29 protein-coding genes are annotated in these 26,337 nt (G+C 47.4%); 23 read left to right on the top strand and 6 right to left on the bottom strand.

Annotated features, from left to right (window positions below; all coding sequences use genetic code 11):
- Window positions 1–113: 113 nt before the first annotated feature.
- The 3 genes from uvrA (at window position 114) to DXD65_RS00730 (ending at window position 5,088) form a co-directional block, all read left to right on the top strand.
- Window positions 114–2,945: an excinuclease ABC subunit UvrA gene (uvrA, locus tag DXD65_RS00740; RefSeq protein WP_117713471.1), complete on the top strand. Its 2,832-nt coding sequence runs from the start codon at window positions 114–116 to the stop codon at window positions 2,943–2,945.
- Between the two features lie 25 nt (window positions 2,946–2,970).
- Complete coding sequence (ybaK, locus tag DXD65_RS00735; protein WP_005825350.1) at window positions 2,971–3,450, top strand: Cys-tRNA(Pro) deacylase; 480 nt, start codon at window positions 2,971–2,973, stop codon at window positions 3,448–3,450.
- 117 nt (window positions 3,451–3,567) lie between these two features.
- On the top strand, window positions 3,568–5,088 hold the full coding sequence (locus DXD65_RS00730) for a peptide MFS transporter (protein WP_005825349.1): 1,521 nt from the start codon (window positions 3,568–3,570) through the stop codon (window positions 5,086–5,088).
- An 89-nt stretch (window positions 5,089–5,177) separates the two neighbouring features.
- Here the strand turns inward: DXD65_RS00730 and DXD65_RS00725 are convergent, their stop codons facing one another.
- Window positions 5,178–5,675: a GNAT family N-acetyltransferase gene (locus tag DXD65_RS00725; protein WP_005825348.1), complete on the bottom strand. Its 498-nt coding sequence runs from the start codon at window positions 5,673–5,675 to the stop codon at window positions 5,178–5,180.
- Window positions 5,676–5,782: 107 nt separating this feature from the next.
- On the opposite strand from DXD65_RS00725, the gene DXD65_RS00720 reads away from it, so the two are divergent.
- From DXD65_RS00720 to DXD65_RS00640, 17 genes are all read left to right on the top strand, one after another.
- On the top strand, window positions 5,783–7,243 hold the full coding sequence (locus tag DXD65_RS00720) for a monomeric [FeFe] hydrogenase (RefSeq protein WP_005825346.1): 1,461 nt from the start codon (window positions 5,783–5,785) through the stop codon (window positions 7,241–7,243).
- Window positions 7,244–7,259: 16 nt separating this feature from the next.
- Window positions 7,260–8,318, top strand: coding sequence for a [FeFe] hydrogenase H-cluster radical SAM maturase HydE (hydE, locus tag DXD65_RS00715; protein WP_117887279.1), 1,059 nt, complete (start codon window positions 7,260–7,262; stop codon window positions 8,316–8,318).
- Window positions 8,319–8,370: 52 nt separating this feature from the next.
- Entirely contained in the window at window positions 8,371–9,789 is a 1,419-nt protein-coding gene (gene hydG / locus DXD65_RS00710) for a [FeFe] hydrogenase H-cluster radical SAM maturase HydG (protein ID WP_117887326.1), read from the top strand.
- Between the two features lie 11 nt (window positions 9,790–9,800).
- The gene (hydF, locus tag DXD65_RS00705) at window positions 9,801–10,991 is read left to right on the top strand and encodes a [FeFe] hydrogenase H-cluster maturation GTPase HydF (protein WP_117887278.1); all 1,191 of its coding nucleotides are present in this window, start codon (window positions 9,801–9,803) and stop codon (window positions 10,989–10,991) included.
- A gap of 222 nt (window positions 10,992–11,213) precedes the next feature.
- A complete protein-coding gene (locus tag DXD65_RS00700) occupies window positions 11,214–11,540 on the top strand; it encodes a PadR family transcriptional regulator (RefSeq protein ID WP_009038604.1) in 327 nt (108 codons plus the stop codon).
- 82 nt (window positions 11,541–11,622) lie between these two features.
- Window positions 11,623–12,732, top strand: coding sequence for a PspC domain-containing protein (locus DXD65_RS00695; protein WP_117887277.1), 1,110 nt, complete (start codon window positions 11,623–11,625; stop codon window positions 12,730–12,732).
- Window positions 12,733–13,274: 542 nt separating this feature from the next.
- Window positions 13,275–13,811, top strand: a complete 537-nt coding sequence (locus DXD65_RS00690; RefSeq protein ID WP_117887276.1) for a UpxY family transcription antiterminator — start codon at window positions 13,275–13,277, stop codon at window positions 13,809–13,811.
- 35 nt (window positions 13,812–13,846) lie between these two features.
- Window positions 13,847–14,335 (top strand): UpxZ family transcription anti-terminator antagonist, encoded by a 489-nt coding sequence (locus DXD65_RS00685; protein WP_117887275.1) that lies wholly within the window; start codon window positions 13,847–13,849, stop codon window positions 14,333–14,335.
- Window positions 14,336–14,349: 14 nt separating this feature from the next.
- The gene (gene pseB, locus DXD65_RS00680) at window positions 14,350–15,372 is read left to right on the top strand and encodes a UDP-N-acetylglucosamine 4,6-dehydratase (inverting) (RefSeq protein WP_016273582.1); all 1,023 of its coding nucleotides are present in this window, start codon (window positions 14,350–14,352) and stop codon (window positions 15,370–15,372) included.
- The gene (gene pseC, locus DXD65_RS00675) at window positions 15,369–16,532 is read left to right on the top strand and encodes a UDP-4-amino-4,6-dideoxy-N-acetyl-beta-L-altrosamine transaminase (RefSeq protein ID WP_117887274.1); all 1,164 of its coding nucleotides are present in this window, start codon (window positions 15,369–15,371) and stop codon (window positions 16,530–16,532) included. The genes pseB and pseC overlap by 4 nt, the downstream gene beginning before the upstream one ends.
- Window positions 16,529–17,212 (top strand): pseudaminic acid cytidylyltransferase, encoded by a 684-nt coding sequence (pseF, locus tag DXD65_RS00670; RefSeq protein WP_117887273.1) that lies wholly within the window; start codon window positions 16,529–16,531, stop codon window positions 17,210–17,212. The genes pseC and pseF overlap by 4 nt, the downstream gene beginning before the upstream one ends.
- Window positions 17,213–17,315: 103 nt before the next feature.
- A complete protein-coding gene (locus DXD65_RS00665; protein ID WP_117887272.1) occupies window positions 17,316–17,609 on the top strand; it encodes a nucleotidyltransferase family protein in 294 nt (97 codons plus the stop codon).
- A gap of 7 nt (window positions 17,610–17,616) precedes the next feature.
- Window positions 17,617–17,970: a DUF86 domain-containing protein gene (locus DXD65_RS00660; protein WP_229034671.1), complete on the top strand. Its 354-nt coding sequence runs from the start codon at window positions 17,617–17,619 to the stop codon at window positions 17,968–17,970.
- A 21-nt stretch (window positions 17,971–17,991) separates the two neighbouring features.
- Window positions 17,992–19,419, top strand: a complete 1,428-nt coding sequence (gene pseG / locus DXD65_RS00655; protein WP_117887270.1) for a UDP-2,4-diacetamido-2,4,6-trideoxy-beta-L-altropyranose hydrolase — start codon at window positions 17,992–17,994, stop codon at window positions 19,417–19,419.
- A gap of 25 nt (window positions 19,420–19,444) precedes the next feature.
- Complete coding sequence (locus DXD65_RS00650; RefSeq protein WP_117887269.1) at window positions 19,445–20,125, top strand: methionyl-tRNA formyltransferase; 681 nt, start codon at window positions 19,445–19,447, stop codon at window positions 20,123–20,125.
- A gap of 2 nt (window positions 20,126–20,127) precedes the next feature.
- Window positions 20,128–21,138, top strand: coding sequence for a pseudaminic acid synthase (pseI, locus tag DXD65_RS00645; protein ID WP_117887268.1), 1,011 nt, complete (start codon window positions 20,128–20,130; stop codon window positions 21,136–21,138).
- A 6-nt stretch (window positions 21,139–21,144) separates the two neighbouring features.
- Window positions 21,145–21,852 (top strand): PIG-L deacetylase family protein, encoded by a 708-nt coding sequence (locus DXD65_RS00640; protein ID WP_229084531.1) that lies wholly within the window; start codon window positions 21,145–21,147, stop codon window positions 21,850–21,852.
- Between the two features lie 13 nt (window positions 21,853–21,865).
- Here the strand turns inward: DXD65_RS00640 and DXD65_RS00635 are convergent, their stop codons facing one another.
- From DXD65_RS00635 to DXD65_RS00630, 3 genes are read right to left on the bottom strand one after another with little or no spacing between them, the layout of a single operon-like run.
- Entirely contained in the window at window positions 21,866–22,279 is a 414-nt protein-coding gene (locus DXD65_RS00635) for an N-acetylmuramoyl-L-alanine amidase (RefSeq protein WP_117887267.1), read from the bottom strand.
- Window positions 22,280–22,281: 2 nt separating this feature from the next.
- Window positions 22,282–22,389: a smalltalk protein gene (locus DXD65_RS20940; RefSeq protein WP_005829485.1), complete on the bottom strand. Its 108-nt coding sequence runs from the start codon at window positions 22,387–22,389 to the stop codon at window positions 22,282–22,284.
- 39 nt (window positions 22,390–22,428) lie between these two features.
- On the bottom strand, window positions 22,429–22,914 hold the full coding sequence (locus tag DXD65_RS00630) for a DNA-binding protein (protein ID WP_005829481.1): 486 nt from the start codon (window positions 22,912–22,914) through the stop codon (window positions 22,429–22,431).
- Between the two features lie 208 nt (window positions 22,915–23,122).
- On the opposite strand from DXD65_RS00630, the gene DXD65_RS00625 reads away from it, so the two are divergent.
- Window positions 23,123–23,341, top strand: coding sequence for a DUF4248 domain-containing protein (locus DXD65_RS00625; protein WP_005829478.1), 219 nt, complete (start codon window positions 23,123–23,125; stop codon window positions 23,339–23,341).
- A 124-nt stretch (window positions 23,342–23,465) separates the two neighbouring features.
- On the opposite strand, the gene DXD65_RS00620 is transcribed toward DXD65_RS00625, so the two are convergent.
- Complete coding sequence (locus DXD65_RS00620) at window positions 23,466–25,241, bottom strand: DUF3987 domain-containing protein (protein ID WP_117887266.1); 1,776 nt, start codon at window positions 25,239–25,241, stop codon at window positions 23,466–23,468.
- 54 nt (window positions 25,242–25,295) lie between these two features.
- The gene (locus DXD65_RS00615) at window positions 25,296–25,925 is read right to left on the bottom strand and encodes a BT4734/BF3469 family protein (RefSeq protein ID WP_199670698.1); all 630 of its coding nucleotides are present in this window, start codon (window positions 25,923–25,925) and stop codon (window positions 25,296–25,298) included.
- A gap of 149 nt (window positions 25,926–26,074) precedes the next feature.
- Between DXD65_RS00615 and DXD65_RS20935 the strand changes: the two genes are divergently transcribed.
- Together DXD65_RS20935 and DXD65_RS21465 are read left to right on the top strand one after the other, a co-directional pair.
- Complete coding sequence (locus DXD65_RS20935; RefSeq protein ID WP_153881084.1) at window positions 26,075–26,218, top strand: hypothetical protein; 144 nt, start codon at window positions 26,075–26,077, stop codon at window positions 26,216–26,218.
- Window positions 26,215–26,337 carry a hypothetical protein gene (locus DXD65_RS21465; RefSeq protein ID WP_255343536.1) on the top strand — a complete coding sequence of 41 codons (123 nt, stop codon included), beginning with the start codon at window positions 26,215–26,217 and terminating at the stop codon, window positions 26,335–26,337. The genes DXD65_RS20935 and DXD65_RS21465 overlap by 4 nt, the downstream gene beginning before the upstream one ends.

Here is a 26,337-nt window from a genome sequence, read left to right as displayed (position 1 = left end):
GGATTGCGTTAAGAAATAATATTGTGCATTTCAAAACTGAAAAATAGCGCTTTTCGGCTGATATTCGGGGGGAAACAGTTATTTTTGCAGTTAAAACGATAGGATAAATTAACATGCAAGAAGAAACAGAATATATCAATGTATATGGTGCGCGCGTGCACAACCTTAAGAATATCGATGCCGAGATTCCCCGTAACAGCCTTACGGTGATTACCGGACTGAGCGGAAGCGGCAAGTCCTCGCTGGCATTCGATACTATCTTTGCCGAAGGGCAGCGCCGCTATATCGAGACTTTTTCGGCATACGCCCGTAACTTCCTGGGAAACCTGGAGCGTCCGGATGTGGACAAGATAACGGGACTGAGCCCGGTTATCTCCATCGAGCAGAAAACCACCAACAAGAATCCGCGCTCCACCGTGGGCACTACCACCGAGGTGTACGATTACCTGCGTCTGCTCTATGCCCGCGCCGGCGACGCCTACTCCTACCTCTCGGGCGAGAAGATGGTGAAGTACACCGAAGAGCAGATACTGGACCTCATCCTGAAAGACTATAAAGGAAAGCGCATCTACATCCTTGCTCCGCTGGTGCGGGGTCGTAAGGGACACTACAAGGAGCTTTTCGAGCAGGTGCGCAAGAAAGGCTACCTCTACGTGCGTGTGGACGGCGAGGTGCGCGAAGCCCTGCCCGGTATGAAGCTGGACCGCTACAAGAACCACGATGTGGAGGTAGTGATAGACAAGCTTGTGGTGGCAGATAAGGACGACACGCGCCTGAAGAACAGCGTAGCCACCGCCATGCGCCAGGGCGACGGGCTGCTGATGATACTCGATGCGCAGACCGACAGCGTGCGCCATTACAGCAAGCGGCTGATGTGTCCCGTGACGGGCTTGTCCTATCGGGAACCGGCACCGCACAACTTCTCCTTCAACTCCCCGCAGGGCGCATGCCCCAAGTGCAAAGGGCTGGGGGTGGTGAGCCAGATTGACATCGACAAGGTGATTCCCGACCGCGAGCTCTCCATCGCCGGAGGTGCCATCGCACCCTTGGGGAAAGCCAAGAACAGCATGATTTTCTGGCAGATTACCGCCTTGCTGGAGAAGTATGAGGCAACGCTGAAAACTCCGGTGAAGGAGCTGCCGGAGGATGCACTGGACGAGGTGCTCTACGGCTCGGACGAGCGCATCAAGATAAAGAGTTCGCTGATAGGCACCTCTTCCGACTACTTCGTGACGTTTGAGGGTGTCATCAAATACATTCAGATGTTGCAAGAGAAGGATGCTTCCGCCACGGCGCAGAAGTGGGCGGACCAGTTTGCCAAGACTGCCGTTTGTCCGGAGTGCCATGGCGCCAAGCTGAACAAGGAAGCGCTTTCGTTCCGCATCCACGACAAGAACATCTACGAACTGTCCACAATGGACATTAGCGAGCTGTATGACTGGCTATCTGCCGTAGACCCGCATCTCAGCAGCAAGCAGCAGCAGATTGCCGGTGAAATCCTGAAGGAAATCCGTACGCGGCTCAAGTTTCTGCTCGATGTCGGTCTGGATTATCTGTCGCTGAACCGCAGTTCCGTCAGCCTTTCCGGTGGAGAGAGCCAGCGTATCCGCCTGGCTACGCAGATAGGCTCTCAGCTGGTGAATGTGCTCTATATATTGGACGAGCCGAGTATCGGCCTGCACCAGCGTGACAACCAGCGCTTGATACACTCTTTGAAGGAACTGCGTGACATTGGCAACTCCGTCATTGTGGTGGAGCATGACAAGGATATGATGCTCGCCGCCGATTATGTCATTGATATGGGGCCGAAAGCCGGTAGGCTGGGAGGGGATGTTGTCTTTGCCGGTACTCCCCGTGAAATGCTACGGACGCATACGCTGACTTCCCAATACTTGAATGGTGAGCGTGCCATTGAGGTGCCTGCCAAGCGTCGCGAGGGCAATGGACACAGTCTGTGGCTGCGTGGCGCCAAGGGTAATAATCTGAAGGATGTGGATGTGGAGTTCCCGCTGGGCAAGCTGATTTGCGTTACCGGTGTTTCCGGCAGTGGCAAGTCCACGCTTATCAACGAGACGTTGCAGCCTATTCTTTCGCAGAAGTTCTATCGTTCACTGCAGGATCCTTTGGACTATGATAGTATTGAAGGGCTGGAATATATAGACAAGGTGGTGAATGTGGACCAGTCTCCTTTGGGACGAACGCCGCGTTCCAATCCTGCCACTTATACCGGTGTGTTTTCCGATATCCGCAATCTGTTTGTCGGCTTGCCCGAAGCGAAGATACGTGGATATAAGGCGGGACGCTTCTCCTTCAACGTCAGTGGCGGACGCTGCGAAGCTTGCCAAGGCAATGGGTACAAGTGCATTGAGATGAATTTCCTGCCGGATGTGTATGTGCCTTGCGAGGTATGTCACGGCAAGCGTTACAACCGAGAGACGCTGGAAGTGCGTTTTAAGGGAAAATCCATTGCCGATGTGCTGGATATGACCATCAACCGTGCGGTGGAGTTTTTCGAGAATGTGCCTCAGATATTGAACAAAATTAAGGTTATCCAGGAAGTGGGATTGGGTTATATCAAGTTGGGCCAGTCTTCCACCACGCTCTCCGGAGGTGAGAGCCAGCGCGTGAAGTTGGCTACGGAACTTTCCAAACGTGATACGGGCAAGACTCTGTATATCCTTGACGAACCTACTACCGGACTTCATTTCGAAGATATCCGCGTTTTGATGAACGTGTTGAACAAACTTGTAGACAAAGGGAATACCGTCATCGTCATAGAGCATAATCTCGATGTCATCAAGATGGCGGACTATATCATCGATATGGGGCCAGAAGGCGGTAAGGGAGGGGGAGAACTCCTTTCCTGCGGAACCCCGGAAGAGGTTGCTAAAAGCAAGAAAGGCTATACGCCTAAGTTCCTGCGTGAAGAATTGAATATCAAGTGATAATTATCTCATCATAGAGAATATTATGAAAATCAATAAGACGAATGCAGCAAGGCTTCTCGACAAGGCCAAGATTGCGTATGAGCTCATTCCCTACGAGGTGGATGAGAACGACTTAAGTGCAGTGCATGTAGCTGCCAGTTTGGGTGAGGACATCAATTGCGTGTTCAAGACGCTGATTCTTCACGGTGATAAATCCGGTTATTTTGTCTGTGTCATCCCGGGTGAGCACGAAGTGGATTTGAAGCTGGCGGCAAAAGCGTCAGGAAACAAAAAATGTGACCTTATCCCGGTTAAGGAACTTTTACCTCTGACTGGCTATATCCGGGGTGGGTGTTCACCCATCGGCATGAAGAAACCTTTCCCTACCTATATCCATGAAACGTGCCTGCGGTTTCCGTATATCTATATCAGTGCCGGACAACGCGGTTTGCAGCTTAAGTTGGATCCGAAGGATTTGGTAAGGGAAGTGCATGCAGAGGTTTGTATTCTTTTTAATGAATAAATCTTCTATTTCTGCCGAGATATTTTAATTTTATAAGGAAATCTTCAATAGAATTTATATATTTGCAGGAATTATTCAAGAAATCAATCCAATTACTAATTCTAAAAACTAATTTTTATGTTCAACAAACACCCTAAAGGTCTGATTGCCGCATCTTTTGCTAATTTGGGCGAGCGTTTCGGCTTTTATACCATGATGGCCATTCTTGTACTTTTTCTGCAAGCCAAGTTCGGACTGGATGGAAAAGAGGCAGGTTTGATCTACTCAACATTTTATTTTTCTATTTACATTCTAGCATTGATAGGTGGTATTATTGCCGACAGAACCCGTAATTACAAAGGTACCATCTTTGCCGGTATTGTTTTGATGGCGGTAGGTTACTTGATGCTGGCCATCCCGTCTCCTACACCGGTTGCCAATAAGACCTTGTTTCTGGTGATTACTTGTGCAGCCTTGTTTGTCATTGCTTTCGGAAATGGTCTTTTCAAGGGAAATCTTCAAGCGCTCGTAGGGCAGATGTACGACAATCCTCAGTACTCCAGCATGCGCGATTCCGGTTTCTCCTTATTCTATATGTTCATCAATGTAGGTGCCATCTTTGCCCCGTTTGCCGCAGTAGGCGTGCGTAACTGGTGGTTGTCCACATTCGGCTACAATTATGATGCCGACCTGCCTGCCCTTTGCCACGGACATCTGGCAGGAACGCTGACTCCCGAGGCTGTGGACACTTATAGCGCATTGGCAGCCAAAGCCACTATTTCCGGAACACCCGTAACGGATATGACGGTATTTGCCAATGAATATCTGAACGTGTTCACCACTGGTTTCCATTATGCATTCGGTGTAGCTATCCTGGCTATGGTTCTCTCTTTGGTAATTTTCGTCATCAACAGAAAGAAATTCCCCGATCCCAGCAAGAAGGTTGCTGCAAAAGCGGGCGATGCCACTGCAGTGGAGATGAATGCACAAGAGGTAAGACAGCGCATGTATGCATTGTTTGCCGTATTCGGTGTGGTAATTTTCTTCTGGTTCTCGTTCCATCAGAATGGATTGACACTGACTTATTTTGCCAAGGAATATACAGATTTGAATTTGTTCGGCATGGCTATTTCAGCTGAGCTGTTCCAGTCTTTGAACCCGATTTTCGTTGTGTCTCTCACTCCGGTCATCATGGCTGTCTTTGCAGCACAGCGTGCCAAGGGTAAAGAGCCTTCCACTCCGCGGAAGATTGCCATCGGTATGGGTATTGCTGCCACTGGCTTCCTTATAATGGCTATCGGTTCTTATGTAAGCAACTTGCCGATGCACAAGGATATTATCGCTTTGGGTACCTCTCCGGTGAAGGTGACTCCGCTGTTGCTGATGGTTACCTATCTGATATTGACTGTTGCCGAGTTGTACATTTCTCCGTTGGGCATTTCATTCGTATCCAAGGTGGCTCCTCCCAAATATCAGGGTATCATGCAGGGCGGTTGGCTCGGTGCTACTGCCATTGGTAATCAGTTGCTCGTTATCGGTGCTATCCTCTACGAAAGTATTCCTATCTGGATGACGTGGACGGTATTTGTAGTAGCGTGCTGCATTTCCATGTTCACCATGCTGTTCATGCTGAAATGGCTTGAAAAGGTGGCGAAGTAATCGGAAACGAAAGATAAAACTAAAGGCTGCGCAATGTTCGTAATGAACTGCGCAGCCTTTAGTTTTTGGAGGGCTTTTAATGCCGGGACTCAGATTTCCAGTCCCATGATGTAGTCATTCATGTAATATCCGTTTCCTATCGGGAAATCCCCTTCACGGAGTTTTCGCATTCCCATATGTTCGTAAAACTGCAGTGCCTTGTTGTTGCGGTTTACATTCAATTCCATCAGACAAGGGCCGGGATGTACTTCCTTGATGTACTTGATGGCTTCTCGAAAGAGGAAACTGCCGCAATGTGCACCCTGGTAATAGGGGAGCACATAAATCTTTTGCAGGTGGAATAAATCTTCTCCTTGCTGCTGTACGGACACATAGCCCGCCGCTTCACATTCTTCGTAGGCCAGGAAGTAGACGTGGCCTTCCTCTTCCATTTGCTTGCGGATATTGTCCAATGAATACATCCATTCCATCATGTAGTCGGTCTGTTCGGGAGTAAGGATATCCTTATACGTGACGGGGAATATTTGCTGCGCAAGTTTCTGAATCAGTGCGCAGTCTGCTGTCGTTGCTTTTCTTATGGTAAACATATCGGTTGTATTTATACTGTTTGGGGTGTAAAGTTAAGCCTTTTTTGTGAAACAATCGTTATCTTTGCAGACCGTTACCGAACTAACTAATTTTGATTTTAAAAATTATGGCATTTACGAGCAACATTATGATTGTCCGCCACAGATTACTGAAGGAACTGGTAAAGCTGTGGAATAACAACGAACTTGTGGATAAAATAGACCGGCTGCCCATCGAGCTGAGTCCGAAGAGGTCCAAGCACGCGGGACGCTGCTGTGTGCACAAAGAGCGCGCGGTGTGGAAGTACAAGTCATTGCCGCTTCTGGGACTCGATATGGAGGACGAGACGGATGAGCTGACCCCCTTGTCGGAGTACGCTGCCCGTGCACTGGACAGAGCGGAAAATGGCAGGCCGAAAGACAACATCATGTGTGTGATTGACGAAGCTTGTTCGGCATGTGTGCAGATTAACTACGAGATTACGAACCTCTGCCGCGGATGTACGGCACGCAGTTGCCAGGTGAATTGTCCCAAGAAGGCAGTGCATGTCAAGGAGAGCGGTCAGGCATGGATTGACCATGATGCATGTATCAGTTGCGGCATCTGCCATAAGAGTTGTCCCTACCATGCCATTGTTTATATTCCCGTACCTTGTGAGGAAGCTTGTCCCGTGAAAGCCATCAGTAAGGATGAGAAGGGGATAGAGCATATTGACGAAAGCAAATGTATCTATTGCGGAAAGTGTCTCAATGCATGTCCATTCGGAGCAATTTTCGAAATATCGCAGGTGTTCGACGTGTTGCACAGAATCCGCAAGGGTGAGCAGGTGGTGGCTATCGTGGCTCCGTCCATCCTGGGGCAGTTCAAGACGACTATTGAACAAGTATATGGCGCATTGAAACAAGTCGGTTTTACGGATGTCATTGAGGTGGCTCAGGGTGCGATGGATACCGTCAGCAACGAGGCGCACGAGCTGATTGAGAAGCTGGAGGAGGGTCAGAAGTTTATGACGACTTCCTGTTGTCCGTCTTATATAGAGTTGGTGAACAAGCATATTCCTGCCATGAAGCCTTACGTGTCGGGCACCGGTTCGCCAATGTATTATGCTGCCCGCATTGCTAAAGAGAAGTATCCGGATGCGAAGGTGGTCTTCATAGGTCCTTGCGTTGCCAAGCGCAAAGAGGCGCAGCGCGACGAGGCGGTGGACTTTATCATGACTTTCGAGGAGGTGGCTTCCGTGCTTGCCGGGCTGGATATTCAGATGGAGCAGGCAAAGCCCTATTCCATGAGTTTCACTTCCGTGCGCGAGGCGCATGGTTTTGCGCAGGCAGGAGGCGTGATGGGTGCCGTGAAAGCCTATCTGAAGGAAGAGGCAGATAAAATCAATGCCGTACAAGTGGCTAATCTGGATAAGAAGGCTATCGGTGCGTTGCGTGCTTACGCCAAGTCGGGCAAGGCTCCGGGGCAATTTATTGAAGTGATGGCTTGCGAGGGCGGTTGTATTACCGGGCCATGTTCGCATAATGAAATAACTGCCGGAAAGCGCCAGCTGACGCAGGAGTTGGCAAAGAGAAAAGAGACGTATTAGCCCTTTGTCCGTTTATATGAAGCATTTGATTGACAAACTGCGGAGCAATCGCAGGCTGGATGCCGAAGAGTATAAAGCCTTGCTTCTTTGTCGGGACACAGCCCTTGCAGCCTACCTGCAAGGGCTTGCCCGGGAAGAAGCGCTTGCTCGCTTTGGCAATAAAATCTTCATTCGCGGACTGATTGAGATAACCAACCGTTGCCGCAATAACTGCTACTATTGCGGCATACGGAAGGAGAACCGGAACATAGTCCGTTATGAGCTGACGCAGGAGGAGATTCTTTCGTGTTGCCATGAAGGCTATCGGTTGGGCTTCCGTACCTTTGTGCTGCAAGGGGGCGAAGCGCCGGCGGTGAAGGATGAGGGGATGGTGGAGACAGTTGCCGCCATCCGGCAATCCTTCCCGGATTGTGCCATTACCTTATCCTTGGGCGAGAAATCGCGGGAAGCCTACGAACGTTTCTTCCTGGCAGGTGCCAACCGCTATCTGTTGCGGCACGAAACCTGCAACGAAGGGCATTATCACCGGCTTCATCCTGCGGAGATGTCTCTTTCCCATCGGTTGCAATGCTTGGACTGGCTGAAAGAGATAGGCTATCAAGTGGGAACCGGAATCATGGTGGGCAGTCCTTATCAGACGGTGGACCATTTGGTAGAAGACATTCTCTTCATCGAACGGTTTCAGCCGGAGATGATAGGAATGGGACCTTTTCTTCCGCATCACGATACTCCGTTTGCCTCTTTTCCGCCGGGAGATATGGAGTTGACGTTGAAGTTGCTTTCTATCTTCCGGTTGATGCATCCCGCGGCACTGATACCTGCTACCACTGCCCTGGCCACACTTGCTCCGGACGGACGGGAACGGGGAATATTGGCTGGCGCCAATGTCGTGATGCCTAATCTTTCGCCTTCTCATCAGCGGGCGAAGTACTCCCTCTATGATAACAAAGCTTCTGCGGGTGCCGAAGCGGCAGAAGGTTTGCTAAAATTGGAGGAACAACTGAAAGGGATAGGCTACGAGGTATCAAGAGAGAGAGGAGATTATGAGAATGGAGAATTGACCGTTGATAATTGATAATTTTCAAATCTTCATTCTTTATTTTAATTACCAATTATCAATTTACGAAGTGTATAACATAAAGTCAAGACAAGCAGAAGAATTCATCAATCACCAGGAGATATTGGATACATTGGAGTATGCGCAGGCAAACCGCAACAACCGTCCGCTCATCGAAAGTTTGATTGACAAGGCTGCTTTGTGCCAGGGGCTTTCCCATCGGGAGGCGGCCCTGCTGCTGGAATGTGACGAGCCGGAACTGGTGGAGCGCATCTTCCATCTGGCACGCGAAATCAAACAAAAATTCTATGGCAACCGTATCGTGATGTTTGCCCCGCTTTACCTTTCCAACTATTGCGTGAACGGCTGCGTCTATTGCCCGTATCATGCCAAGAACCGTACCATCTCCCGCAAGAAACTCTCGCAAGAGGAGATACGCCGCGAGGTTATCGCCTTGCAGGACATGGGACATAAACGCCTGGCGCTGGAAGCCGGAGAAGACCCTCGAAACAACCCTATCGACTATATTTTAGAGTCCATCCGCACCATCTACAGCATTCATCACAAGAATGGGGCCATCCGCCGGGTGAATGTCAACATAGCCGCCACTACAGTGGAGAACTACCGGCTGCTGAAGGAGGCTGGCATCGGTACCTATATACTTTTTCAGGAGACTTACAGCAAAGAGCATTACGAAGCCTTGCATCCCACGGGACCGAAAAGTAATTATGCCTACCACACCGAAGCGATGGACCGCGCTATGGAGGGTGGCATCGACGATGTAGGTATCGGTGTATTGTTCGGTCTGAATACCTATCGTTACGACTTCGTAGGATTGCTGATGCATGCCGAACATCTGGAAGCTACCTTTGGCGTGGGTCCGCATACCATCAGCGTGCCGCGTATCTGTCCGGCAGATGATATTTCGACCGAGGATTTTCCTGATGCCATCTCGGATGAGATGTTCTGCCGTATTGTGGCGGTTACCCGCATTGCGGTGCCTTATACGGGAATGATTATTTCCACCCGTGAGTCGGAAGCCGTACGCCGTCGGGTACTCGAACTGGGTGTTTCGCAGATAAGCGGCGGTTCACGCACCAGCGTAGGAGGTTATGCCGTGCCGGAAGCCAAAGAGGAAGATTCCTCCCAATTCGATGTGAGCGACCGGCGCACGCTGGATGAAGTGGTGAGCTGGCTGCTCGACCTGGGGCATATCCCCAGCTTCTGCACCGCCTGCTACCGCGAGGGACGTACCGGAGACCGCTTCATGTCGCTCGTCAAGCGCGGACAGATAGCAAACTGCTGCCAGCCCAATGCACTGATGACATTAAAAGAATATCTGGAGGACTATGCCTCCTCCGAAACCAAGGAGAAGGGCATGCGGCTGATTCGTGAGGAGATGGAGCATATCCCGAACCCCAAGATACGGGCGATAGCCGAACGTAATCTTCAGGAGATAGGGGAGGGGAAAAGAGACTTTAGATTTTAGATTTCGGATTTATGAATAATACACCTCTTTCCAACCGCCTGCACATTGCCGTCTTTGGACGACGGAACAGCGGAAAGTCCAGCCTTGTCAATGCCTTGACCGGGCAAGACACGGCATTGGTATCCGCAACGCCCGGCACTACTACCGACCCCGTGACCAAAGCCATGGAAGTATATCCTTTGGGCCCGTGCCTCTTTATCGATACCCCCGGTTTTGATGACGACGAAGGCGAACTGGGCGGTATGCGCGTGGAGCGTACCTTAAAGACGGTGGAGAAAGCGGACATCGCCCTCTTGCTTTATGAAGCTGACGGAACGCTGGAACAGCAATGGCTAAAGCTGCTGGCAGCGCGCGAAATCCCCGTGATACTGATACTGAATAAAGCCGATTCCCGTCAAGACACCGCTTCCGTGGTGCTTCGGATTGAAAAGGAGTGCGGGCAGGCTCCCGTTGTGGTCAGTGCCAAAGAGGGTACCGGCATTCAAGGTATCTTCGATGCTATCCTCGAAAAGCTTCCCGAGAATTTTGGTGAGCAGACTATCACGGGCGATTTGGTGCGTGAAGGAGATGTCGTCCTGCTGGTGATGCCCCAGGATATACAAGCCCCCAAAGGTCGTCTCATTCTTCCGCAAGTGCAGACCATCCGCGAACTGTTGGATAAAAAGTGCTTAGTGATGAGCTGCACCACCGACAAGCTGCAAGCCTCCCTGCAAGCCCTTGTCCGTCCGCCTAAGCTGATAATCACAGACTCTCAGGTGTTCCCCATCGTCTATCAACAAAAGCCTGCCGAGAGTAGTCTTACTTCCTTCTCGGTTCTTTTTGCCGGTTACAAAGGAGACATCAATGCCTTTGTAGAGGGAGCTGCCGCTATTCATAGCCTGACACCCCAATCGCGTGTACTGATAGCCGAAGCCTGCACCCACGCCCCGCTGACCGAGGACATCGGCACCGTCAAAATTCCCCGCCTGTTACGAAAGCGCATCGGCGAGGAATTGCAGATAGACTTTGTATCTGGAAATGACTTTCCCAAAGACTTGTCCCGATATGATTTAATTATCCATTGCGGCGCTTGCATGTTCAACCGGAAGTACGTTCTCAATCGTATAGCCCATGCCCGCGCACAGCACATCCCCATAACCAACTACGGAGTAGCAATTGCGAGTCTGACCGGTATATTGGATAAAATTGTTATCCATCGGTAAATATACCTCTTCCTCTCTGTTCACGTTACTGATGTTATAGAGTAGCGTGAACTACTTTTCTTGTTAATAATATTTAATATAAGGTACTTTGTAATGCAAGGTACTGATATAATACATATATTTGTGCCATACAAGGAACAACAATAGAATGAATGAGGACACTCATTACTCTATTGCGCAGCCAAATAGTAAATCGTAAATTGTCAAATAGTAAATACCATTATGGATGTAAACAATGTAAAGTCGCAAATGCGCAAGGGCATGCTTGAATATTGCATCATGCTGCTGCTTCACAAGGAGCCGGCTTACGCTTCGGATATCATTCAGAAGTTGAAAGAAGCCAGACTGATTGTAGTGGAAGGTACACTTTATCCGTTGCTCACCCGTCTGAAGAACGACGACTTGCTGGGTTATGAATGGATTGAGTCTACGCAAGGTCCTCCACGTAAGTATTACCGGTTGACGGAAAAAGGAGAAGTCTTTCTCGGTGAACTGGAAATGTCCTGGAAAGAGTTGAACGAGACGGTGAATCACATCAGCAATTCTTGAAATGACCACAGAGAATATGCTGCATTCGCCGAATGGTAAATAGTAAATCGTAAATAGTCAAATTGTAAATAAATAATGTGTTATGAAAAAGACATTAACTGTAAATTTAGGTGGAACCGTTTTCAATATTGATGATGACGCATACCGTCTTTTGGATAATTATCTGAGTAATCTCAAGATGCACTTCCGCAAGGAGGCCGGTGCCGACGAGATTGTAGATGATATTGAACGCCGTATTTCCGAACTCTTTGCCGAGAAATTGTCGGCCGGTTCACAAGTAATCACGATAGCCGATGTGGAAGAGGTGATTGCCCGCATGGGAAAGCCGGAAGATATGGAGGCGGAAGGAGAGAGTGCTAGTGCCGATTCCGGCAGCACGAGTGCCGGGGGCGGCTATGGTGCCGGTGCTTGGAACAGCAATACCGCTTATGGCACTACACGCCGTCGTCTATACCGCAATCCGGATGACAAAATGCTGGGTGGTGTCATCAGTGGAATGGCTGCCTACCTGGGATGGGATGTAACTTTACTTCGACTGTTACTGCTTGTCATCTTGATTTGTGGGGTAGGGACATTGATACCGGTCTATATCGTGTGTTGGCTGGTTATACCGGAAGCCCGCACAGCAGCCGAGAAGTTGAGTATGCGTGGCGAGGCCGTTACGGTAGAGAATATCGGAAAGACGGTGACGGACGGTTTTGAGAAGGTTGCCAATGGGGTGAATGATTATATGAGGTCGGACAAACCCCGTACTTTCTTGCAGAAGTTGGGAGATGCATTGGTGATGATTGTCGGCTGGTTCTTGAAAATCTGTCTGGTGATATTTGCCATTATCTGCAGTCCGGTACTGTTTGTATTTGGAGTGGTATTTGTGGCGTTGTTGTTTGCTGCGATAGCGGTGGCTGTTGGTGGTGGTGCAGCTCTCATTTCCCTTTTCCCGATGGCTGATGTGGTACTGCCTACTTCTCCGCTGTCTGCCATTGTGATGTACATTGCAGGTATCTTGTTGGTAGGAATTCCTTTGGTCAGCCTTGTGTGGGCCATCTTTAGCCAGATATTCAAGTGGCAGCCGATGAACTCCGGTTTGAAGTGGACGCTGGTTATCCTTTGGATTGTAAGTGCGGCTTGCTTCGGAATCTGTTTTGCAGTGCAAGGGGCTACTTTCCCGGAATTGGGTATATTTAACTTCTGAGAATAGTAATTTCTTTTTTAATTGATATCGTGTTTGTGGAAATCTGATTTCTATAAACACGATATTTTTTATTTGGTTGTAATTGGTTGTTATACAGTGAAATATTGCGTTTGGAAAAGGCGTTTTTTAAACGTTCGTTTTTTGAACGTCAATATTTAAGAAAATTAAAGAGGGAAGATTACTTAAAAATTAGTAAAAGGAAGAAGTTAGAGAAATACAATGCAACAGGCTTACTGACAAAGTATTATACTCACTAAAAAGAAATTTATAGAATATTTTTATTAAACATTTTGCGAGATTCAAAAATACACGTTATCTTTGCGTTCATTAAACGAACGTCTATTGAACGCTTTTTGCTTGCAATAGATTCGTTTACAGCATTTTACCTGTTAGGTAATGAATGACTGCAAAAAATCTGTTGACAAGAAGGGCATAAAGCTTGTCGTATTCTACATAAAGTGTCCGCAAGTGATTGAATTCCAAGTGTATGCAAGGAATTTAAAGCCCCAGGAGAACACCCTTGTCTGAACAAAAGCATAAAAATGGGAATAGAGAAAGAGGTCGAAATCTGGTATGCTATGCGTGCCACCTACCGCAGAGAACCGGATGCCATGCATCTGCTCAAGAAAGAAAATTTGGGCTGTTTCATTCCTATGCAATACAAGATATGTATAAAAAAAGGGAAAAAAGTCCGTGCTCTGGTTCCGGTCGTTCATAATCTGCTTTTTGTCCATGCCCGTCCTTCCGATGTGCAGCGCGTAAAATCTCAAGTCACTTATCTGCAATATATTACCGATACCCGCAGTGGGCAGAAGATTATTGTCCCCGACAGTCAGATGCAGCGTTTCATTGCCGTATCCGGCACTTACGATGACCATCTTCTTTATTTTCAACCGGATGAATTGAACTTGTCCAAAGGTACCAAAGTCCGGATTACCGGCGGTGAATTTGAGGGGCAAGAGGGTATATTTCTGAAGGTGAAAGGCGCACGTGACCGTCGCGTGGTTATCGAAATACAAGGTGTCATAGCTGTTGCCATGGCCACTATCCATCCCGATCTTATAGAAGTAATCGGCTGAACTTTAATTTTTAATTTTTAATTCTATAATTGCTTATGTCTCTTTCCGAAGAAGCAATCACTCTTCAGCGTGCTGCGCACGAACTGATGTATTTGGGTATGGACGGTAGTCCCGTCTATAGCGATGACTTGTCACGGCGGAACGGTGAGGTCTACCGTCTTACCATGGCTTTGTACCGGTCGGGTGTAAAAGGCACTACCATCGACGAGCAGGCAAATGTCTGTCTTGCCCTTCTTATGGGTTACAGCGCCTCTTTTGTCGACCATGGCGAAAAGCAGCGGCATGTCCAGAAAGTGCTGGACTGTTGTTGGGATGTGCTCGATGCCCTTCCCGCTTCCTTACTGAAGCTCCGTCTGCTTACCGCCTGCTACGGTGAAGTGTTCGACGAGTCTTTGGCCGACGAGGGCCGTTCCATCATCGCCTCCTGGGATTCCTTATCACTTACTCCCGAACAGCAGGAAGCGGTTGATGAGTTTCAGAATGTGACAGACAATCCCTATCCGTGGGAATATATCGATGAATAAAACTTTTCATTATAATGCTTAACAATAAATCCGTATTGATTACCGGAGGAACGGGTTCCTTCGGAAAGAAGTTTGTGGAAACCATCCTCCGTGATTATCCGCAAGTAAAGAAAATCATTATTTACTCCCGCGATGAGCTGAAGCAATTTGAGCTGAAACAGAAATATCCCGGTCATAAGTATCCGCAACTGCGTTTCTTTATCGGTGATGTCCGTGACCTCGAACGTCTGACGCGGGCTTGCGAAGGAGTGGACGTGATTATCCATGCAGCCGCCATCAAGCAGGTGGATACCGCTGAATACAATCCCGAAGAGTGCATCAAAACCAATGTACACGGTGCGCAGAATGTGATAAAGGCTGCTCTTGCCACCGGTGTACAGCATGTGGTGGCCCTTTCTACCGACAAGGCTTGTGCCCCCATCAATCTTTATGGCGCCACCAAGCTCACTTCCGACAAGCTGTTTACTGCAGCCAACAATATCAGCGGTTCCAAGAACATCAGGTTCTCCGTAGTCCGTTATGGCAATGTGATGGGTTCCCGCGGTTCCGTAATCCCTTTCTTTATCAACAAGCGTGACAACGGGGCGAAGGAACTTCCCATAACCGATTTGCGCATGACCCGTTTCAACATTTCACTGGAAGCCGGTGTCGCTTTGGTCATGTATGCCATCGGACATCACCTGGGTGGTGAAATCTTTATTCCTAAGATTCCTTCCTATCATATCCAGGACGTGGCTACCGCCATTGCACCCAATCTGCCGCAGGTGGAAGTGGGCATCCGTCCGGGAGAGAAGCTGCACGAGGAGATGATTACTGTAACCGATGCTCTTGATACAATCGATTTGGGCAGATATTATGTCATTCTTCCTTCCGTATCTTTCAAGCACAGTCGCGAAGAGTTCATCAGACATCACAATGCAGTACCCGTTCCCGACGGTTTCCACTACAGCAGTGACAACAATACGGAGTGGGAGACAGTAGAGACTATGCGCGAGAATATAAAGAAATACGTTGACCCTAATTTCGAGGTGAAATGATAAGCAAGCCTATTCCATACGGTCGTCAGCATATCACAGATGAGGATATCCGGGCAGTCATCGATACCCTGAAAAGCGATTACCTGACACAAGGTCCCAAAATCAGGGAATTTGAAACGAAATTTGCCGAATATGTAGGTGCACAATATGCCGTAGCGGTGAACAATGCCACTTCGGGGCTTCATCTTGCAGCTACCGCACTGAATGTAAAGCCGGGCGACAAGGTGATTGTCACTCCCATGACCTTTGCTGCCAGTGCCAACTGCATCCGCTATTGTGGCGGCGAGGTGGTATTCTGTGATATTGACAAGGATACTTACCTCATGGATATCCGTAAACTCGAAGCCATGCTTAAGGCTGCTCCCCGCGGTACTTACAAAGGTATTGTTCCGGTTGATTTTGCAGGCTATCCTTTGGATCTGGAAGAGTTCAGAAAGCTTGCCGACGAGTACGGCTTGTGGATTATAGAGGATGCCTGCCATGCTCCCGGCGGCTATTTCATGGACAGTAAAGGCAAGAAACAACATTGTGGTAACGGTTGTTTTGCCGACTGTGCCGTATTCTCTTTCCATCCCGTGAAACATATCGCTACGGGTGAGGGAGGCATGGTGACCACCAACAGCAAGGAGCTCTATGACAAGCTTTGTCTTTACCGTACGCATGGCATTACGAAAGACCCTGCCTTATTGCACGAGCATCATGGTGGCTGGTATTACGAGATGCAGGAGTTAGGGTATAATTACCGTCTGACTGATTTTCAGGCTGCCTTGGGTATTTCTCAGCTGGAGCGTGCGAAAGCAGGTCTTGAACGTCGTCATGAAATCGTAAGACGCTATAATGAAGCGTTTTCCGGAATAGATGGTATCAAGACTCCGTTCAATACTGCCGATGTCTATCATGCTTATCACCTTTATATCATTCAAGTAGCTGACCGCTTGGGTCTTTATAATTATCTGCACGAGAACAATGTCTATGCGCAGGTTCATTATGCTCCGCTTCATCTGATGCCTTACTATCAGCAGTGGGGCAATAGGAAAGGCGATTTACCTATAGTAGAAGAGTATTACGAACATTGTCTGAGTCTTCCGATGTATCCCACGCTGACGGACGAGGAACAGGAGTATGTGATTGAAAAGGTTATAGAATTTGTAGCGAAATGAAAAATATAGCAATCATTCCTGCACGTGGCGGCAGTAAACGTATTCCGCGTAAGAATATCAAGCCCTTTATGGGTAAACCTATTATTGCATATTCCATAGAGGCAGCTTTACAAAGCGGTCTTTTTGATGAGGTGATGGTTTCTACCGATGATGAAGAGATTGCTGAGATAGCTTGTAAATATGGTGCTCAAGTTCCTTTTATGCGGAGTGCCGAGATGTCAAATGACTATGCCGGTACTGATGATGTAATTCTTGAAGTACTGAGGAAGTATAAAGAGCAAGGCAGGAAGTTTGAAACGGTTTGTTGCATTTATTCAACGGCTCCTTTCGTCACTCCCGAAAGACTCCGGGAAGCATACGGAAAAATGAATTCGGAGATAGATTCCGTCTTCACTTGTGTGGCTTATTCCTATCCCATACAGCGCAGCCTTCACATCGTGGATGGAAAAATTAGTATGGTTTATCCCGAATACAAAAATACACGTTCCCAAGATTTAGAACCGATTTATCACGATGCCGGTCAGTTCTATTTCTCTCGCACTGCTCCCTTTGTGGAGAGCCGGACTTTTTGGGGTGAGAATACAGCCGGGTTGGTACTTTCCGAACTTGAAGTGCAGGACCTTGATACACTGACTGACTGGGCATTGGCAGAGATGAAGTATGAGTTGCTTCATAAATAACTTTCGTGTATGGTTTTAAAGGGAGTGTAGGTAGAAAAAGATTCTGAATGTTTTTAGTTTTGATATTTATCCCTATCTTTGTATGTAGTAAAAACAAAGAAATATGAAGACAACGTCTGAATACATTACTCTTTTGCGTAAATATATGGCTGAAAATGCTTCTAAATACGGCATTATGCGTATGGGAATATTCGGCTCTGTAGCGCGTGGTGAACAAACGGTTGAGAGTGATGTGGATGTTTGTGTAGAATTGCAGACACCCAATATGTTCAGTTTGGTTCACATTAAAGAAGAGCTTCAACACCTGTTTGGCTGTGCAGTGGATATTGTGAGGCTACGTGAAGATATGGATGGAATATTGAAACAGAACATAATAGAGGAAGGCGTTTATGCATAAAAGGGAAATGGTTGAAGCCATGTTGGGTAAGATAGAGCAAGCGATTGAGCGAATCTTGGATAATTCTCGTCCTATAGATTCTTATCATTACTACCTTGTATCTCCCGGAGGGATGGAACGCCTTGAAAGTACCTGCATGCTTCTGATGGCTATAGGTGAAGGACTTAAAGGTATTGATAAACTTACAGAAAAACTGCTATTTGCTAAATATCCGGAAGTTGATTGGAAAGGTGCAATGGGAATGAGAGATATCATAGCACATCATTACTTTGACCTTGATGCAGCAGTTGTTTATGATGTGGTGAAGAATTATCTTCCTTTCATGCTGGCAACTATAAAGAAGATTAGAAAAGAATTGTAATTCTTTAATTCATTTCATTTCTTGAAAAAAATCTATTTCCGTGCCGACGCAAGCGCTACCATCGGCTACGGCCACTTTATCCGTACTCTGGCTTTGGCCGATATGCTGAAGGACGATTTTGATTGTACCTTCTTTACTTGCCATCCCACCTCATATCAGGTAAGTGAGATGGAGAAAGTGTGTCCTTTTGTCACCTTGCAAGAGGAAGCGCATTATGATGAGTTCCTTTCTAGTCTTCAAGGTGATGAAATTGTGGTGCTCGACAATTATTTCTTCACTACCGATTACCAGCGTGCCATCAAGCAAAAAGGGTGCCGCCTGGTGTGTGTGGATGATATGCACGACAAGCACTATGTGGCTGATGTTGTGATTAACCATGGTCAGACCAATCCTGCACTTTTCGACGTGGAATTTTACACCAGGCTCTGTTTGGGATTTGATTGGGCACTGTTGCGCAAGCCGTTCTTAGAGGCGGCAAAAAGGAAAAGTATTTCTTCAGATAGAATAGAGAAAGTGGCTGTATGTTTCGGAGGAAGTGACATTCATGATATAACTGGTTATTTTGTGAATCAGGTACTTCGACTCTGTACTGTGAACAGTATTACGGCAGTAGTAGGAGATGCTTACACTCCTCATTCATCGTGTGTGCAGGACAGTCGCCTTGTTTATCGTTCGCGCCTTACGGCACAAGAAATGGCAGACCTTTTCTGCGACTCCGATTTAGTGATTTGTTCTGCCAGTTCGGTTTGTATAGAAGCATTGGCATGTGGTGCTAAAGTTGCGGCGGGATGGTATGTAGACAATCAAAAGGAGTTTTATGATTTGCTCATTTCAAATGGTTGGATCATAGGGTTAGGGAATGTAAGGCAACCGTCTGTTGATTTGTGTAATGTGAGCTTTTTGCGATTAAGCAATACCAGTGTGAATAATTGTGTTCAGAGGCGTTATATTTCATTTTTCCGAAACTTAGCGGATAACTGCTATTTACGTGAAGTTCGTTCTATGGATAGGGATTTGCTTTATAAGTGGGTAAATGACCCCATAGTCAGGCAGAGCGCATTTAATACAGATGAGATTAATTATGAGGAGCATTGTAATTGGTTTACCAGATGTTTGCAAAAGGAAGATGTGAAGATTTATATTTTAATAGAGAACGGTATGCCAGTGGGACAAGTGAGGCTGAATATTGAAAAGGGTGAAGCTCTGATTGATTATTCCATTGCATCGGAATATCGGGGTAGAGGTTTAGGCTATGTCATTATAGAATTAATAAGTGAGAAAGTTAAATGCATGAAGAATGTTAATTCTTTGGTTGCTCATGTAAAGGCGGCAAATGTATCCTCCCAAAAGGTTTTTCTCAAAAACGGTTTTCTTGAGTGTAGAGACAGTTTGATTTCTGACGATATTTTGATATATAAGTTATTGATTAATGAGGATATTAATAACTAAACATTATTTTAGAGAGTAGAACTAGATGGAAAATATTTTAATCGTTTCTGAAAAGAGTTGGAATAAAGAGTTGGTTAGTTATCTCCAGTCAACAATGCCTCAATATGCTTTTTACTTAATATCTCAAAAAGAGGATTTCACAGTTGAACGGATTGGTTCAATATCACCGGTTAAAATATTTATTCCGCATTGGTCTTATATAATTCCTTCTGCTATTTTTGAACGATATGAATGTATCGTATTCCACATGACTGATTTACCCTATGGACGTGGGGGAAGCCCATTGCAAAATCTTATTGTTCGGGGACTGACGGCGACAAAACTTTCAGCTCTCCGTGTAGAAGTGGGATTAGATACCGGACCGGTCTATTTAAAAATGGATTTGTCTTTATCGGGAACTGCCGAAGAAATTTTTGTCAGGGTCAATAAGCTTGTTGGAAAGATGATAGTTGAAATTATTCAAAATAATCTGCAGCCGGTGCCACAAGAGGGAGACCCCGTTGTCTTTAAAAGACGAAAGCCTGAACAGAGCGATATGAGTGGACTGGAAAAATTGGAGGAGATTTTCGATTATATTCGTATGCTGGATGCTGATGGCTATCCTCATGCCTATATTGAAAAAGGAGAGTTCAGATATGAGTTTACACGTGCGTCCATCAAAGCGGATGGTAGTATTGTGGCTGACGTAAAAATAACAAAGAAGTAATCATGAATAAGACATTTATTATAGCCGAACTATCGGCAAATCATAATCATGATAAGCAGGTGGCTCTTGACACTATTCGTGCGGCAAAGCGGTGCGGTGCGGATGCCGTGAAGATACAGACCTATACGGCAGATACCATGACTATTGACAGTAACCAAGAATGGTTCAAAATTCATGGTACTATTTGGAATGGAGAAAATTTGTATCATTTGTATCAAAAGGCATATACTCCATGGGAATGGCATGAAGAAATTTTTCATGTGGCAAAAGAAGAGGGGTTAGTTTGTTTTTCTACCCCTTTTGACAAAAGTGCTGTTGACTTTCTGGAAACCTTGGATAATCCGATATATAAAATTGCCTCTTTCGAGATTACCGATATAGAATTGATAAAATATGCTGCATCTAAAGGTAAGCCTATGATTATTTCTACCGGTATTGCTACGGTGAATGATGTAGAGCTTGCCTTGCAGACATGTAGAAGTGTAGGAAATGAGCAGGTGACTTTATTGAAATGTACGTCTGCTTATCCGGCCCAGATTTCAGATGCCAATCTGTCTGTAATTGCAGATATGAGGAAACGTTTCCAAGTTCCGGTGGGATTATCTGACCATACGATGGGAACAACCGTTTCTGTGGCTTCCGTTGCTGTGGGGGCCACCGTGATAGAAAAGCATTTTATCATGGATCGTAAAATTGGAGGACCTGATGCCTCATTTTCGATGGAACCCGATGAGTTTGCTTTAATGGTGAAGCAGGTCAGGGAGGTTGAAGATGCTATAGGGCATGTGATTTATCCTACAGATACAACAATGATAAAAGGACGTGAGTTTTGTCGTTCTTTATTTGTTGTGAACAGTATGAAAGCCGGTGATGTTTTCACGGAAAATAATGTTCGTTCGATACGTCCGGGGAATGGGCTGGAGCCTAAATATTTAGACGAAGTATTAGGTAAAAAGGCTGCTCATGACATTGAAAGAGGTACTCCCTTGAGCTTTAATGATATATTAGAATAATTTTTTATGGCTATGTTTACCAATAAACGTATCATGGTTGTTGCCGCCCATCCCGATGATGAACTGCTGGGCCTAGGCGCTACCATGCACAAACTAGTCAAGACACAAGGAGTACAGACCCGGGTCATCATTATGGGAGAGGGGATTACTTCACGCTCAGATACCCGTGACACGGAACAGTGGAAGGAAGTCCTGGAAAGGCATCATCAGAATGTGGAGACGGCGCGGCAGTTGATAGGCTATCACAGCGTGCAGGCATATAATTTTTCCGACAACCGTTTTGACAGCCATGCACTGCTTGATATCGTAAAGGTAGTGGAGCATGAGAAGGAACAGTTTCGTCCGGACTTTATCTTTACTCACCATGGTGGCGACCTTAATATTGACCATCAGATGACTTTTCAAGCAGTGATGACTGCCACACGCCCTATGGAGGACGAACCGGTGAAGGCTATTTTTACATTCGAGACCCCATCAGCCAGTGAGTGGCAGGCTACTTGCGACCCACGCCATTTCACGGCCAATTTCTATATGGAGATTTCGGAGGATGATTTGAAAGCAAAATGTGCTGCGATGGCAGCCTATGAGTTTGAGAGCCGTGCTTTTCCGCATCCGCGCTCTTCGGAGGCATTGAAAGCCCTTGCCCGGTTTCGCGGCTATACCGTAGGCAAACACTTGGCCGAAGCATTTCAGATAGTGCGGATGATAGAATGAAGAAGGGAGCCTTTTACAGCCCCCTATACTCCCTTTCCGCATCGAAACACGGACAAGCTTTCGCTGGATTCAAATCATGGTGCCCCACAATCAGCGCCCATGGAAAGATACGCTTCAACTCACGTAGCAGTGCCAGTAACGAAGCCTTCTGTTCCAGTGTGCGGGTATCGGAAGGACAACTTGCGGCGTCCAATCCTCCTTCATAACAGATGCCGATAGAATGACGGTTGTGATTGAGGCAATGCGCACCTGTTTTTTCCAACGGGCGGCCGCGGTGTATTTCGCCGTCGCGGGTCAGATAGAAATGATAGCCGATGTCGCGGAAGCCACGGTGACGGATGTGGTCGCGGCGGCAATCCTCAAAGCTCAGGGCCACGCCCTGAGGCGTGGCTGAGCAATGAACAATGAGCAGGGTAATCGTGCGCATGGCTATTTGCAAGCGCCCAGACCTAAAGCGCCCGCTATGGCGGTAGCTACGGTGATGATTACTTTGAGGACAATGCCCCACACGGATTTTGACTTTTTGTCTTCACTCATGATGATTGGTAATTGATAATTAGTAATTTGTAATTATTCTCATCCTAACGGATTCTCGCCTTGATTGCCGTCACTTCCTCCGGAACCGCCGTCGGAACCACTGCCATCGGGAGCTTTTCCGCCTACGGTGTACAGGGAAGATTCCTTCAGCTGTCCATCCAGGTTGATTTGGGCATTACTCAGTTCGCCGGTGGCACGGGCGCGGAGCTTCAGCCCCTTCACGTTGTTGGCCAGCGAGAAGTCGGCAGCGGATTGCGCCCCTTTCTTGCTGACGATTCCTACGGAGAAGATGGCAAGGTCATCCAGTTTCACGTTCTTGCCGTCCAGAATCAATTCTTTGGTGCAGGAAACCATGTCTGCCAGTACCCCCTTGATGACACCACTCGAATAGGGGGTGTTGTGATTGGACATGTGCTTGGCCAATTTTTCGATGTCGAAGGTTTCTTCGATTACGGGGCGTGCATACCAGAGGCCTTTCAGTGGGCTGTCTTCGCCCGTCACTTGATACTTTTTGTAACGAATCATACAATTAAAATTTAGAAGTTAAAGGATAAAAACATTTGCTGTGTTGAACTCAACGATGCAAAGATAAGGCTGTGGATATGGGCGTTTGCCGGTTTTTGCAGGTTCTCGTCTGTTTGGGTCTGTTTTAGTCGGTTATTTACGCTTGTAAGTTTGATAATGTCATGATTTATAGTTACTTTTGATGAAATATAAATCGTAACTGTCAACTATGGATTCTTTTGTCATACGTACATACGGGCGTACTGAATTGGCCCAAATCTATTGTCCCAATCTTTGTCCGGAGGCTGCCTTCCGCAAACTGAAACACTGGATAGACCTTTGTCCCGATTTGCGTGACGGACTTTCCGCCTTGGGTGGTTCTTCCCGTTCCCGCTCTTATACGCCTGCCCAGGTGCGGCTGATAGTGGCTGCACTGGGAGAGCCTTAAACCTGAGGTTGGATGGCGTAAAGGTCAGGCCGGGAATCGTAAAGGTGAGGTTGGTACACTTGGTACAGAGGTTCATCCATCCTTTCGCCTCACACACATACGCGTGCGTGAAGCGAAGTGAATGTCAGACTTTTGGTTTCCGGTAGTTTCCCTTGCCATCTACATTTTCCACCAGCCCGTGTTTCTGCATACGTTTGAGCCAGGTGGAGGCGGTTTCCGATTTGATGCCCATCTCTCTGGCTTTCTGCAGGAAAGAGGCTCGTGTGAATTCTTCTTCCATGCTGTCTACCAGCGCATCCCGGTCGGCATTGCCGCGGCTTGTCACTTCGGTGTTGGGCAGGAAGGAGAGGATATGGGTGGTATGCCGGTAAAGGCTTTCGGCCAGTGAGAGTACGGCATGAAAGTCATCGGAAGCAATGAGGAGATCCCATCGGCTGACAATGTGGTCTTTCAGATTGTCTGTGGCTGTGTGAGGGTCGGGTGACACGTAAGGCGAGGCGGTGATTTCCCCTTGTTCCATTGCGCGGAGCATGGCCACCACTTCCATGATGCGGCAGATGTTGATGGCCAGACGTGCCACGCTGCTTGACATCTCGTTTCCGTTGGCCAGTCCGGAGCGTACGAAAAGCCGGGAGAAGAGCCGGTTGAATTCATCTTTCTGTCCGTCCGTAAGGTGAAGGGTGAATATTCCGTTCATGACAATGGTTTTCAGTTTGTCCTTCCATTCCATGCCCAGAGCCTTGAAGGTATCTTCAAGATCGCTGTCATTGCGGTCGAACTGGTTTTGCCAATGATGTATGGTAGGCATGTAGTAGAATACTTGGCGGGAAAAGAGCCCGTTCTCGGCAGTGGGAATCAGTGGTTTCACTTGTGAGGGGGTGCCTGACAGAAGTACGGAAAGATAAGTTTTCTTTACCTCTCGGTATTCGTGGTCGGTGCGGCGGTTGTAGGACAGTCGGTCGTGGTCGAAGGCTTTGCGCATGGTGTCGCTCCAGTGTCCGTATTCCGAACCGATGGCGGTGGAGATGGTGTCAGCTTCGCTTTCGCATATCAGTCCGGTGCCGTCGGAGTCCATCAGGTTTTGCAGGATGCCGGTTCCGGTGTTGTTGCCCGAGATGAGGAACATCTTGTTGAGAGGCATTACGGGAGTCTCCGTTTTTCCACGTTCCTTGCCCAGTGTGTCGTATTTTGCTTTTTCGCGGCGGTAACATGCCATGCTTTCGTCTACCTGCCCACGTATTTCATCGTGAATGGGCTCGGCAAGCAGGCGTACCAAGGAGAGCACTCCTTTGCCGGATGCAGGTAGGGCTACTACAAAGGTTTGCAGGCAGGGGGACATCATTTTTCCTCCGTAGGAACATCGGACGTGTTTTCCCATACTGGCACCCAATACGGTGATGGCACCCAGTAGCAGTACATCGTATTGGGCGAGGGAGGTTCCGCAGCTCATGATGCGATTCAGGGGATAAGGCCAGTGGAGGTGTTCGTCGAAAGTGGGTAATGGAGACAGTGGTTCAATGCCCGATGCGGACTCTTCCTCGCGTGCGCGTGTGTGTGAGGTAGAAGAGAGGGGTGAACTTTGTGTACCAAGTGTACCAATGGCGGGTGCGGCTTCATGCTGAATCTTCACGCCGCAAAGCTCGGCCAGATGAAAGGCGGTTCCCAGATGCACGTCCTTACGGCCGGTCTTCAAGGCATTGCTGAAGAGCTTGTCGGCTGCCCGTCGGTCGTACTTGGACGACAGGCTGCACAGACTTAAAAAATCATGCCGTCCTGCTTCTCCGCAGTCGGTGGCAATGGCAAATGCCAGTTGTATATATTCTTGATAGGTTGGAGCAATGTCTGCTCCTGCATTTCTGACTGCTTCGGCCAGAAGGTGCAATGAAGATAGTGGTTCCATCGGATTTGGTAATTTATAATTAGTAATTTGTAGTCGGTGATTTGCAATGACTCATCATTCGAAGTTCACAACTTTTCTGAGCAGTGCTTTCGGGTCATGGCAGAGGAAACAGGCGCGTACGAGGTCTTTCCCCGAAGTGTCCACTCCTTTTCCGGGTTGTGTGTTTTCGGCGTCATACATGCAGTGGACGTAGTTCATGGCCCATTGTATTCCTTCTGCAGGATTCTGTCCGTGAAGACAGGGAACAAACGCTTTTACGCCCCGTCCGGTGGGGCTGATGAACACCAGCGCAGGGCATAGATAGGGGTCATCGAATAGTTGTTGTCGTAAGTTTTCCGTTTCTTCTGCGGATTCAAGGTGGTCGATATCGACTACAACCAGGCCGGAGGATTCCGTGAGGCAGTCGCTTCGTCGTCGGGTGAATACGCCGCAGGGAGTGACGTAGGGTAGTGTCTGTTGTTTGAGGAATCGTGCGGTAGTTTCGTCTCCTTGTGCTGCGGCATTTCTTATGGCGAGTGTCAGTTCGGCAAGTCTCTGGTCGGAGGTGATAAGACGGTGTACTTCGTCAATGCTCATTGTCCTGAATGGGGTGAGTGTGGCACTTTTTACGGTTTTTCCGGTGTTTTCGTCTTTTATCGGTGATATGGGCGGCATGAAAAGTGACATTTTGAATAGATTTTCCATTTTGTTGTTTTAAAGATTTTGTGCGAAGTTAGGGCTCTTTTCTCATTAAATATTTTCTGTATATGGAAAATATTTTAAATGTGAGAAACCTAAAATAACGTTTAATAACATGTACTTTTTTAATTCTGATAACATAATACAAGACGACGATGAATGTAAACAGTGACCACCCTATATTGGGTGCTTTATTTGAGAAATGGCGTAAAGAGAAAGACTTGAATATTAATACTCTTGCCAAAGAAGCCCATATTTGTACAACTACGTATGGAAAAATAAAAAAGGGCTGGATGTGAGATTAAGTGCTTATCAGTCACTTTTTTATTACTACTCCATGGATTTGGAGGATGATGAAATCAGGCAGATGGTGAATGAGTGGCTGGAGGAATGGCTGAAGGTGAGAAAAAGGGAGTAA

Origin of the sequence: Bacteroides sp. 4_1_36 (assembly GCF_003466325.1) — a bacterium.
In the GTDB taxonomy this organism is placed as follows: domain Bacteria; phylum Bacteroidota; class Bacteroidia; order Bacteroidales; family Bacteroidaceae; genus Bacteroides; species Bacteroides uniformis.
This window is presented reverse-complemented; position numbering and strand designations above follow the sequence as displayed.

Excerpts from the sequence above, each read along its gene's own strand:
- DXD65_RS00685 (WP_117887275.1), top strand. The coding sequence starts at position 13,847 with ATGTCTCTTTCCGAAGAAGCAATCACTCTTCAGCGTGCTGCGCACGAA.
- hydE (WP_117887279.1), top strand. The coding sequence starts at position 7,260 with ATGAAGCATTTGATTGACAAACTGCGGAGCAATCGCAGGCTGGATGCC.
- pseB (WP_016273582.1), top strand. The coding sequence starts at position 14,350 with ATGCTTAACAATAAATCCGTATTGATTACCGGAGGAACGGGTTCCTTC.
- DXD65_RS00730 (WP_005825349.1), top strand. The coding sequence starts at position 3,568 with ATGTTCAACAAACACCCTAAAGGTCTGATTGCCGCATCTTTTGCTAAT.
- DXD65_RS00625 (WP_005829478.1), top strand. The coding sequence starts at position 23,123 with ATGGATTCTTTTGTCATACGTACATACGGGCGTACTGAATTGGCCCAA.
- pseI (WP_117887268.1), top strand. The coding sequence starts at position 20,128 with ATGAATAAGACATTTATTATAGCCGAACTATCGGCAAATCATAATCAT.
- DXD65_RS00650 (WP_117887269.1), top strand. The coding sequence starts at position 19,445 with ATGGAAAATATTTTAATCGTTTCTGAAAAGAGTTGGAATAAAGAGTTG.
- DXD65_RS00660 (WP_229034671.1), top strand. The coding sequence starts at position 17,617 with ATGGTTGAAGCCATGTTGGGTAAGATAGAGCAAGCGATTGAGCGAATC.
- DXD65_RS20940 (WP_005829485.1), bottom strand. The coding sequence starts at position 22,389 with ATGAGTGAAGACAAAAAGTCAAAATCCGTGTGGGGCATTGTCCTCAAA.
- DXD65_RS20935 (WP_153881084.1), top strand. The coding sequence starts at position 26,075 with ATGAATGTAAACAGTGACCACCCTATATTGGGTGCTTTATTTGAGAAA.
- DXD65_RS00615 (WP_199670698.1), bottom strand. The coding sequence starts at position 25,925 with ATGGAAAATCTATTCAAAATGTCACTTTTCATGCCGCCCATATCACCG.
- hydF (WP_117887278.1), top strand. The coding sequence starts at position 9,801 with ATGAATAATACACCTCTTTCCAACCGCCTGCACATTGCCGTCTTTGGA.
- DXD65_RS00725 (WP_005825348.1), bottom strand. The coding sequence starts at position 5,675 with ATGTTTACCATAAGAAAAGCAACGACAGCAGACTGCGCACTGATTCAG.
- DXD65_RS00640 (WP_229084531.1), top strand. The coding sequence starts at position 21,145 with ATGGCTATGTTTACCAATAAACGTATCATGGTTGTTGCCGCCCATCCC.
- DXD65_RS00635 (WP_117887267.1), bottom strand. The coding sequence starts at position 22,279 with ATGCGCACGATTACCCTGCTCATTGTTCATTGCTCAGCCACGCCTCAG.
- DXD65_RS00695 (WP_117887277.1), top strand. The coding sequence starts at position 11,623 with ATGAAAAAGACATTAACTGTAAATTTAGGTGGAACCGTTTTCAATATT.
- DXD65_RS00700 (WP_009038604.1), top strand. The coding sequence starts at position 11,214 with ATGGATGTAAACAATGTAAAGTCGCAAATGCGCAAGGGCATGCTTGAA.
- ybaK (WP_005825350.1), top strand. The coding sequence starts at position 2,971 with ATGAAAATCAATAAGACGAATGCAGCAAGGCTTCTCGACAAGGCCAAG.
- pseF (WP_117887273.1), top strand. The coding sequence starts at position 16,529 with ATGAAAAATATAGCAATCATTCCTGCACGTGGCGGCAGTAAACGTATT.
- DXD65_RS00665 (WP_117887272.1), top strand. The coding sequence starts at position 17,316 with ATGAAGACAACGTCTGAATACATTACTCTTTTGCGTAAATATATGGCT.
- pseC (WP_117887274.1), top strand. The coding sequence starts at position 15,369 with ATGATAAGCAAGCCTATTCCATACGGTCGTCAGCATATCACAGATGAG.
- DXD65_RS00630 (WP_005829481.1), bottom strand. The coding sequence starts at position 22,914 with ATGATTCGTTACAAAAAGTATCAAGTGACGGGCGAAGACAGCCCACTG.
- DXD65_RS00720 (WP_005825346.1), top strand. The coding sequence starts at position 5,783 with ATGGCATTTACGAGCAACATTATGATTGTCCGCCACAGATTACTGAAG.
- uvrA (WP_117713471.1), top strand. The coding sequence starts at position 114 with ATGCAAGAAGAAACAGAATATATCAATGTATATGGTGCGCGCGTGCAC.
- DXD65_RS00620 (WP_117887266.1), bottom strand. The coding sequence starts at position 25,241 with ATGGAACCACTATCTTCATTGCACCTTCTGGCCGAAGCAGTCAGAAAT.
- DXD65_RS00690 (WP_117887276.1), top strand. The coding sequence starts at position 13,275 with ATGGGAATAGAGAAAGAGGTCGAAATCTGGTATGCTATGCGTGCCACC.